Source organism: Vibrio sp. RE86, from assembly GCF_013114545.1.
Classification (GTDB): domain Bacteria; phylum Pseudomonadota; class Gammaproteobacteria; order Enterobacterales; family Vibrionaceae; genus Vibrio.
Window position 1 is genome coordinate 1 of the sequence record NZ_VTXI01000036.1, and the last position, 8,852, is coordinate 8,852.

Sequence of the window (8,852 nt, forward strand, 5' to 3'; positions counted from 1 at the left end):
CAGTTCTTTCTCAAGTAAGTCAGTTACTTGTGGTAAAACATAACAAACAATTTAAGCAGATTCACAACGCTTGTCGATCTGCATTCTAGGTTAAGTTTAGTGTTGTATGGCACAATGTTTTAGTTAAGTGGTCGCGTTGTTCACTACTTAATTGGGCGTTAGCAGAATAGAAGGAATAATTGATGTCAGTGGAAGAAGTGGTTAGAGGCTTTATCGAAGAAGTAAGGTCAGGGAAATACCCAGATCTAGTAAACCAGTATCTAGCTCCAGTAGTTGTAGCGCATCAGATTGTTTCTGGAGTCTCAGAAGCAATTGAAAGAACTCCTGAAAACTATCGTGAACACGTCGAAGAATTCCTAGAAGCTTACGGTAATTTTGACCTCACAATAGAAGAGTTTTTAGTTGACGGTCAAAAGGTTTACGTGCGTTGGCGTCAAGATGGTCGTCATGAGGGAGTAATTTATGGTTATGAACCGACAGGCCGAGAACTTTCTACAGTAGGAAGCGCAGTGTACCGAGTTAGTGACAACCAAATTGTGGAGTACTGGATTCAACAAGAGAACCTAGGTTTAAAAGAACAGTTAGCGACAAACAGTCAAAAATTCAGCTAACAAAGCATTTAAGAGTGATTCGCAACGCTTGGCGGTTTCGCTTCGCTCAAGTATAGCCAAGCGTTGCTCACACCTTAATGCGGCGTTAGCACACAGGTTCATAGTTCGTGATAAAGGAAGAGGTAATGTCTAAGGATGAAACGCTTCTACATTGTGGAAACTGCAATCAGAAGACAGCTCATAGACGACTAAGTGCATCTGAAGTCGAAGCACAACAGGGAGTGAAGAATAGTACCAAGTCTCGTATTCTAAATATTGTTTTTGGTGTTCTACTGGGCTCAAGTAAATCAGAGTCTCAGGTTAGCTACTTTAGGTGTAAGGTCTGTAATTCGGAGCATGATAGTAATGAAGGTATGCCTCACGGTTGGGGCTAGTCAATGCGTAACCCTATGTGCTAACAAACAATTCAAGCTGATTCGCAACGCTCGGCGCTTTCGGTTTCAATTAGTTTGGTGGTTACGGTGAAGTGTTTGAGTATTGTGGCAGCGTTGCTCACAACTTAATTGGGCGTTAGGTTTTAGTTTTACATGTTACCTACCATGTAATAAAATTATTTGATGTTTTGTCTTAATATCAATTATTTATGAGTGGAAAAGTAGCTAAAGTCGCTATGGTAGCGACATGCCTTGCAACAGCTGTAGTTGTAGCCCAATTTTTTGGCATAAAGGATGTGAGAGATATTCTCCCTGGAGAGAATGTTTCAACTCCAAAAGAGACTTCAACCGTCAATACTGAAGTTCCTAAACCACAGCATAAAAAGGAATTTGATTGTTTAGAGTACCTTAATCCTATCAAGGGAGCCGCTGAGAAATTAACTTTTAGTGCAGAAAGAGATAAAGTGTATTCTGACACTATACCAGTGTTGATCGCTAACTCTTGCTTGGAACCTGCATTGGAAGTTACAGCATTACTTATTTTCTCTGAAGAGAGAGATAACTTCCACAAAGCTATCTACCGAAAAGCTATTGAAAACAAAGAAATGACGTTCGCAGAAGAAGTTATCCAGAAACTTATCTTTTCTGAGGACAGAGACGAAGGTAGAAAGCTGATTATTGAAGCTGCCTCTAAAACCTAACAAAGCATTTAAGAGTGATTCGCAACGCTTGGCAGTTTCGCTTCGCTCAAGTATAGCCAAGCGCCGCTCACACCTTAATGCGGCGTTATGTTTACGGCAGGCATGAGTACCTTGCCGCACTGTTTATGAGCCTAATAATGGAATCCCATTTGTAGCAAGGTATGTGGCTGCACCGGTGGCAGCACTCGCTACAGTTACTATATTTGCTAAATCCCCCAACATATTACTAATTTTATTTCCGCTCTCAGTTTCTACTAAGTCCTGTTTGAACTTAGGGTCAAGTACAGCATGACCTAGTGTCGAGTGAATTGCATCTAGAATTGGGAGTGCTCCTGAAATGAGATAATCGTTGATTGCATTGATTATCTTTTGTAAATAATGAGTAATGAATTTTTTAAATTCAGTACCTAGACTTGATGTTATTGTCTCATCAAAAAGTTCTTGTACTCTCTCTTTAAAGTCACCCAATGTTTCGTTGTCAATAAGTTTCGTTTCAAGCTTATTATCAAGTAGAGCTGCGCTCATCGATAAAGTTGAAATGCAGTGATCGTCAATATGTTGAATAAAAGTTTTCCAAGACGATGACAAATTTTGGTTAGTAAATCCTTTCTGGATTTGTAAAATAGTATGGTCAAGGGATTGAGCTTGTTGAGGGTAGTATTGTTCGATTAGTGAGCGAGTCTCATGCGGTAGTAGCATTACTTGCCCCAATTTCGACATCAAGATTGATTCATAGTTAGGGGTATCAGAGCTTAGATTAAATACGTACATCCAAGCATTTTTAGCGCTAGAGTTTTCATTTAGTTTCTTTCCTCGTTCAAGGATAGCGTGTAGTCTAGCTGCTGCGTTGTCATTTGTCATAAGGCAATGTTTCTATTGTATGTTTTCAGCGAATTATACCATTGAGAAAATAAACATAACAAAGCATTTAAGAGTGATTCTCAACGCTTGGTATTTTTCATTCCATTGTTGAGTGCAGTGTTTACGGTGGTATGGTTAAGTTTCGTGGTTGCGTTGCTCACACCTTAATGCGGCGTTATATGATTTAAGGAGAAATCTTTGAGTACTTGGGATGATGTTGCCGGTAAAGTTGAGTTTAATCTGCAATTAATCAGTGAGTTACTTATTAATACAGTGCCATATTCTAGTCAAGTTCTTGATTTTGGTTGTGGGTATGGAAGAGTAACTAATGAGCTTTATGACTTAGGTTATAAAAGTATTTGTGGTGTTGATTCTTCATTGGAAATGATTAATCGTGGAAACAATGAATTTCCACATCTAGAGCTGAACTACTCAAAAGGTTCACTGGTTCCTTTTTCTGATTCTTCCTTTGATGCCATTGTTACGTGTGCTGTTTTTACGTGCATTCCAGAAGTGCAAACTAGGGTAAATGTAGCTTCTGAGCTACTAAGAACTTTAAAGCCAAATGGAGTTATTTATTTGGCTGAATTTTGTTCTGATGAAAGTCTTTTTTACTTCTGGTGTTGGGGTTCCAATGTGGCACGGAACTCAAGCTGAAATTGAAAACATAGTTGATGGGTTTGTACTAGAAAAGTCTATCGTTGTTAATAATCAAACGATGACAGGGCATAATAGTAAGGCTTGTCACGTAGTGGCTAGAAAAATCATATAACAAAGCATTTAAGAGTGATTCTCAACGCTTGGCATTTTTTATTCCATCGTTGAGTTCAGTGTTTACGGTGGTAAGGTTAAGTTCAGTGGTAGCGTTGTTCACACCTTAATGCGGAGTTAGTTGCCAATGAAGAAAAAGTAACTAAATCAGCAATTTTAGGGTTAATGTCAGTGTGTCTTTGTCTAGGTTATCGCACTTCATTTCTAGCCTATAGGGTTCGTTAAGATAGTGCTTTGTTTAGTGCTCGGTTGGAGTTTCTGTTTCAGAAGCCATCTCGCTCGTTGAAAGCCTGCTCTGTTGCTTAGCCTTCCCAAACAGCTTTCTTTGGTGTTCAAAGTCCGTTTTCTACGGCGTTGTGAATCCCAAGTGGTTTCAGTGACAGTCGCTTTGAAACTGCGCTTGATTTGAGCTTTTCAAAACAAGACAGAACAGTGTCGGCAAAGTGGAAATAATCTTCAAACAAAGCCTTAGGGCAGGCAACTAACAAACAATTTAAGCAGATTCACAACGCTCGGCATTTTAGGATTGAATCGGCTCTAGTGTTTACGGCACAATAGTCTAGGCAGTTGGTAGCGTTGCTCACTACTTAATTGGGCGTTAGTTGCCAAAGAAGAAAAAGTAACTAAATCAGCAAGTTTGGGGCTAATGTCAGTGTGTTTTTCTGGTTGTTGTGTTCCACATCTAGCCGACTGGGTTCGTTAAATCCGTTCTTTGGTTTGTGTTCGGTTTGGATTTTCTATTTCAGAAGTTGACTCGCTCGTTGAAAGTCTGCTTTGTTGATTAGCCTTTCCAAAAGTTTTCTTTGATGTTTTAAGTCCGTGTTCTACGGCGCTGTGAATTCCAAGTGGTCTCAGTCACAGTTGCTTTGAATCTGCGCCTGATTAGGGCTCGTCAAATCAGGAAAGGGCAGTGTTGGCAAAGTATCAATGGGTTTCAAGTCAAAGCCTTAGGGCAGGCAACTAACAAACAATTTAAGCAGATTCGCAACGCTTGGCATTCTGGGTTTGAATTGGTTTTAGTGATTACGGCACAATGGTCTAGTTAGGTGATGGCGTTGCTCACTACTTAATTGGGCGTTATGTGCCAAAATGAGTCAGGAGTTATTATCAAATGAGCATCCAGTTAAAATTAGTTCAGCTCCGAAAGAAAATCAGAGCCAATAAGAAGAAAGTCACTGATGCTATCATTGCAAATCATTCGGCAGATCTCTGCATAATTTGTGGTTCCCAAGAACAACTAACCAAAGAACACGTTATACCTCAATGGGTGTATAATCGCTGCACAAAGCGCACTTTTGAAACAACTACGAACGGTATTTCACAGACTTACAATAAGACCACGCTACCAGCGTGCAAAGACTGTAATTCAAATCTTCTCGGCTTATTGGAGCGTCACTTAAAGCATGAGTTTGAAAAAGTAGATGTTAGCCATCAAGCATTTTCTCAGGAAACTCTAGAGCTAGTGATATTGTGGCTAGAAACACTTGAGTATAAGTTTCAGGTTCTAGACCTTCGTAGAAACTTGAATCGGGTAAAAGGTGCAGATTACATTCCATACCTCGGTAAAATGCCTATTGCAATGTTTCAAGGTCCAATGGATACCAGTCCATCCAAGGTTTTCTCAAATCTTCGCTCGGCTCTGAACGTTTTAAGCATTAAATCTAAGGTTAGTAGGCTTAACTCTCTATGTGTAATCCATACTAAAAATACTGATTTTCACTTCTTTCATTCGACAAATAACTATATTTTCATAGAATTAGCCGAGTTTGGTGTCGCCTTTTTCTATTTTTATAAACAATCATTTACATCAGTCAGTGAAGCATCAGAAGCAGCTAAAGATATCGTAAATGAACACTATGCGGGAACAGGCACATAACAAAGCATTTAAGAGTGATTCCCAACGCATGGCATTTTTCATTCCATCGTTGGGTTCAGTGTTTATGGTGGTTTGGTTAAGTTTCGTGGTAGCGTTGCTCACACCTTAATGCGGCGTTAGGCAAGGTACGGTGAATTTCTCATTTCTATTCTTCTTTGCTTCCTTTGGCTATCTGCTTTCTAAGTCAGCAATTCAGCATTGTCGGCTCCAATTCTTGAATCACTCCACCCGTAAAATATGCCAAATTTCATGGGTTGCCTCATTGGTGTTTAGCGTTGGTCGGTTTTGACTTTCACTGGCTCAAAGTGTTGAAAGGGCAAGTTGATCGGTACTGTCTTGAAAGCTGATAGTTCGCAGAGTTTAATTTCAGCGTCCTAAAAGTAATGTCGTTGTTGCTATCTCGTATTCAGAGTTCGCTGAAACCACGGCTATAACATAGTGACTTCAGTAGTTCTTGAATCACAAAATGCCCGTGGGTGATTGGTTGCTTATGGTGTTTAAGGTATTCTGTATCAAATCAAGTTAGTGAGCACACGGAAATCTTGCCTAACAAAGCGTTTAAGGCAGATTCGCAACGCTTGACGGTTTCACTTCAAATCGGCTTCAGTGTTTACGGCGCAGAGGTTTAGTTTGATGGTCGCGCTGCTCACTACTTAACGCGGCGTTATGCCTCAGATAAACTGTGAACCTCAATCCGGAATTACCCTATGCTCATTGTTTTAGCTGAGAAGCCTGAGAACATTTAGGTTTTTGAGGAAACGTGCAATGCATAAAATACTTGAATTAGCAGAAGTGTTTGCAAATCATATAAAATTCACCGTGGCTAATGAAAATACTTATAAATCCTTGTTTAAAGGCGTTGTAGCTATTGTTTTGTTTGGATTACTAACATATCAGTATTTTTTGAATCAATTTATGCCGTTAGATATTGAAGCGCACAGGTTACTTTTTGCTTATGTCGAACAGAACCAACTTGATGTAACTGATATCAACGAAGTAACTTGTAAACTTGATAGTATTGGCTACAAAGATTGTATGTTAGGAAAGCATCAAGCGGAAGTTTTCGGTAAGTCATTCTTAGCACTTCAGTCTTGTTTCGAGGTTGTTTGGTTTTGGTTGAAATTGTGCGGAATGTTGATGGTAGTCAGTTTCATATGGCATCCCTTTGTATATGGTAAAAAGGCATAACAAAGCATTTAAGAGTGATTCGCAACGCTTGGCGTTTTCGCTTCGCTCAAGTATAGCCAAGCGCCGCTCACACCTTAATGCGGCGTTATGTTTACTTGTATTTCAATGGCTTAACTATCTTGGGCTCAAGTTCTTTCTCCCTCAGGCAGTTTGTCCCTAGTAGACTCAGCAAGCAAGTATTGTCGGTCTAAGTTCTTGAACTTCTTAGGCCGCAAAACATGCCAAGTTTCGTGGGTTGCTTCATTTTCAGGTCGAGCTAGCTAGGTTTTAGTTTCTCTGGCTTAAGGTCGCTTTGAGGTTCTTTACCAAGAAACATCCTACTTTGGCAGTTGTCTCGGCAATTTACCATTATCTGCGCTGTTGTGAGAAGAGACTAGGGCACTTTTTGAATGTTTGTCGTGTTGCCTCATTGGGCAGGGAAGTGTTCATACTTGTTTTAGGTTGGTCGCGTTTGGTGACCAAGCTTGATTTTGTCTCTGGTTTGGTTCAGAAAAACAGTCTAAATTATCAGTTCTTTCTCAAGTAAGTCAGTGACTTGTGGTAAAACATAACAAACAATTTAAGCAGATTCACAACGCTTGTCGATCTGCGTTCTAGGTTGAGTTTAGTGTTTTATGGCACAATGTTTTAGTTAAGTGGTCGCGTTGTTCACTACTTAATTGGGCGTTAGTTGTAATAAAGGTAAGTTTCTCGATGGGAAAGAATAAATATCAAGATTTTCTTCGTGCGAAAGTCCAAGGTGCCTTGGCTGAAGCTAAAGCAGCCAGTAACCTTAGTCATCAAGGAGTTAAAGGAACCATCCTAGAAATCCTGATATCCAAGTTATTTCGCCCTCTATTGCCTTCCGATATAGGTGTTGGTACAGGGCAAATTATTGAAAACCATACAGGTAAAATATCAACTCAAATGGATATAGTCTTGTATGACAAATCTATTTTACCCCCTGTCTTATTTGATGAGTCAACTGGAATATTCCCTGTTGAAGCCGTTCTTTATACTATTGAAGTAAAGACTACATTAACTAAACAAGATCTTCGTATTGCACATGATAGTGCAAAGTTTCTCAACAGCTTCTTGTACCTACCGGGGCTGAAGAATGAAGACGGCTCAGATAAACATCACTCGATTGATAAAGTAAAAAGCGTAATCTTTGCACTAAATACAACTTTGACTGGTAATCGGTTAACAGAGGCTGATCGTTATAAGAGCATATATTATCCAGATGATGAACCTTATTTGGTTGCTATTTGTGTCGCTGGGGATAGCTATTGGTTTAATGATGGTCGCTTTTGGCGTTACCATAAAGGTGAGAAAGAGTACGATGAAGTTTTATCGTTGATAGGTGGAGTTAGTAACACTTATAAATCTGTCGCTTCTAGTCGCCACAAACCTGACCTAGGAAATTACATCATTTCTGATGAGGGGTGGGGCAATGGAGCTGAGAGTAAAAAGCTCCATTATGTAAAACTTGCATGTAATCAATGTTCTATAGAACAAATTAGCTCCCCAACATTTGGGGGGCAAACATTAACTATTACTGGAAAAATTAACATTAATGAAAAATGCCAATGTGGAGGCACTTTTGAATCTTCAGATGGAGTGTATAAGGTAGTGAATGGAGAGTTAGCCGAAGATTACAACTAACAAAGCATTTAAGAGTGATTCTCAACGCTTGGCATTTTTCATTCCATCGTTGAGTTCAGTGTTTACGGTGGTAAGGTTAAGTATTGTGGTCGCGTTGTTCACACCTTAATGCGGCGTTATAACCTTTGAGGAAAAAATGAAACTGAGAGCATTCGGAAAGGAAGATTACGAGCTACTTGTTGGCTGGATTGACTCGGATAAATTGAACTACCTATGGGGTGGTCCAAGGTTCCAGTTTCCTTTGAATTTCGAACAAATTAGTCGGCATTGCTCTCAGCCTGAAGTGCTTCCTTTTATCTTTGTCGTTTCAGGGGAAAGCGCTGGTTATGTTGAACTCTTCAAAGTAGCTGAATCCCATTTCCGAGTCTGTCGCGTATTTGTATCAAATAACTTTCGTGGTCAGGGTATTTCTAAGCAAATGCTAGGTCAGTTAATCGAGCTAGCAAAAGAAAAATACACAATTAGCGTATTGTCGCTTGCCGTATTTGAGCAAAATACAGTGGCTAGAAACTGCTATGAGTCATTGGGTTTTTCAGTAACCTCATATGAAGTTGGCACTAGGTCATTTGAAGGTGAAAAGTGGGGTCTTCTACATATGGAAAAACGGTTATAACAAAGCGTTTAAGACGGATTCCCAACGCTTGGCGTTTTCGGTTTGCTTTGATTTTAGTGTTTACGGCACAATGGTTTAGGCAAGGTGGTAGCGTTGCTCACCACTTAACGCGGCGTTAGTTGCCAATGAGGAAAAAGTAGCTAATTCAGCAAATTTAGGTCTAATGTTCGTGTACTTTTTGCTAGTTGTTGCATTTCACTTTCTAGCTTACTT

At 39.7% G+C, this 8,852-nt stretch carries 9 protein-coding genes; 8 read left to right on the plus strand and 1 reads right to left on the minus strand.

Features of this window, described 5'->3' with window-relative positions; genetic code table 11:
- Positions 1-182 precede the first annotated feature (182 nt).
- The 3 genes from F0231_RS20270 (at position 183) to F0231_RS20280 (ending at position 1,686) form a co-directional block, all read left to right on the plus strand.
- A complete protein-coding gene (locus F0231_RS20270; protein ID WP_171761488.1) occupies positions 183-611 on the plus strand; it encodes an ester cyclase in 429 nt (142 codons plus the stop codon).
- Between the two features lie 125 nt (positions 612-736).
- A complete protein-coding gene (locus tag F0231_RS20275; RefSeq protein WP_171761489.1) occupies positions 737-985 on the plus strand; it encodes a hypothetical protein in 249 nt (82 codons plus the stop codon).
- 209 nt (positions 986-1,194) lie between these two features.
- A complete protein-coding gene (locus F0231_RS20280; RefSeq protein ID WP_171761490.1) occupies positions 1,195-1,686 on the plus strand; it encodes a hypothetical protein in 492 nt (163 codons plus the stop codon).
- A gap of 123 nt (positions 1,687-1,809) precedes the next feature.
- On the opposite strand, the gene F0231_RS20285 is transcribed toward F0231_RS20280, so the two are convergent.
- A complete protein-coding gene (locus tag F0231_RS20285; protein ID WP_171761491.1) occupies positions 1,810-2,547 on the minus strand; it encodes a hypothetical protein in 738 nt (245 codons plus the stop codon).
- 198 nt (positions 2,548-2,745) lie between these two features.
- On the opposite strand from F0231_RS20285, the gene F0231_RS20290 reads away from it, so the two are divergent.
- The 5 genes from F0231_RS20290 (at position 2,746) to F0231_RS20310 (ending at position 8,639) form a co-directional block, all read left to right on the plus strand.
- A complete protein-coding gene (locus F0231_RS20290; protein ID WP_367613492.1) occupies positions 2,746-3,204 on the plus strand; it encodes a class I SAM-dependent methyltransferase in 459 nt (152 codons plus the stop codon).
- 1,225 nt (positions 3,205-4,429) lie between these two features.
- Positions 4,430-5,194, plus strand: coding sequence for a hypothetical protein (locus F0231_RS20295; RefSeq protein WP_045625834.1), 765 nt, complete (start codon positions 4,430-4,432; stop codon positions 5,192-5,194).
- A gap of 765 nt (positions 5,195-5,959) precedes the next feature.
- On the plus strand, positions 5,960-6,382 hold the full coding sequence (locus F0231_RS20300) for a hypothetical protein (RefSeq protein WP_171761492.1): 423 nt from the start codon (positions 5,960-5,962) through the stop codon (positions 6,380-6,382).
- A gap of 693 nt (positions 6,383-7,075) precedes the next feature.
- Positions 7,076-8,026 carry a DUF6602 domain-containing protein gene (locus F0231_RS20305; protein WP_171761493.1) on the plus strand — a complete coding sequence of 317 codons (951 nt, stop codon included), beginning with the start codon at positions 7,076-7,078 and terminating at the stop codon, positions 8,024-8,026.
- A 136-nt stretch (positions 8,027-8,162) separates the two neighbouring features.
- Positions 8,163-8,639 (plus strand): GNAT family N-acetyltransferase, encoded by a 477-nt coding sequence (locus F0231_RS20310; protein ID WP_171761494.1) that lies wholly within the window; start codon positions 8,163-8,165, stop codon positions 8,637-8,639.
- Positions 8,640-8,852 lie beyond the last annotated feature (213 nt).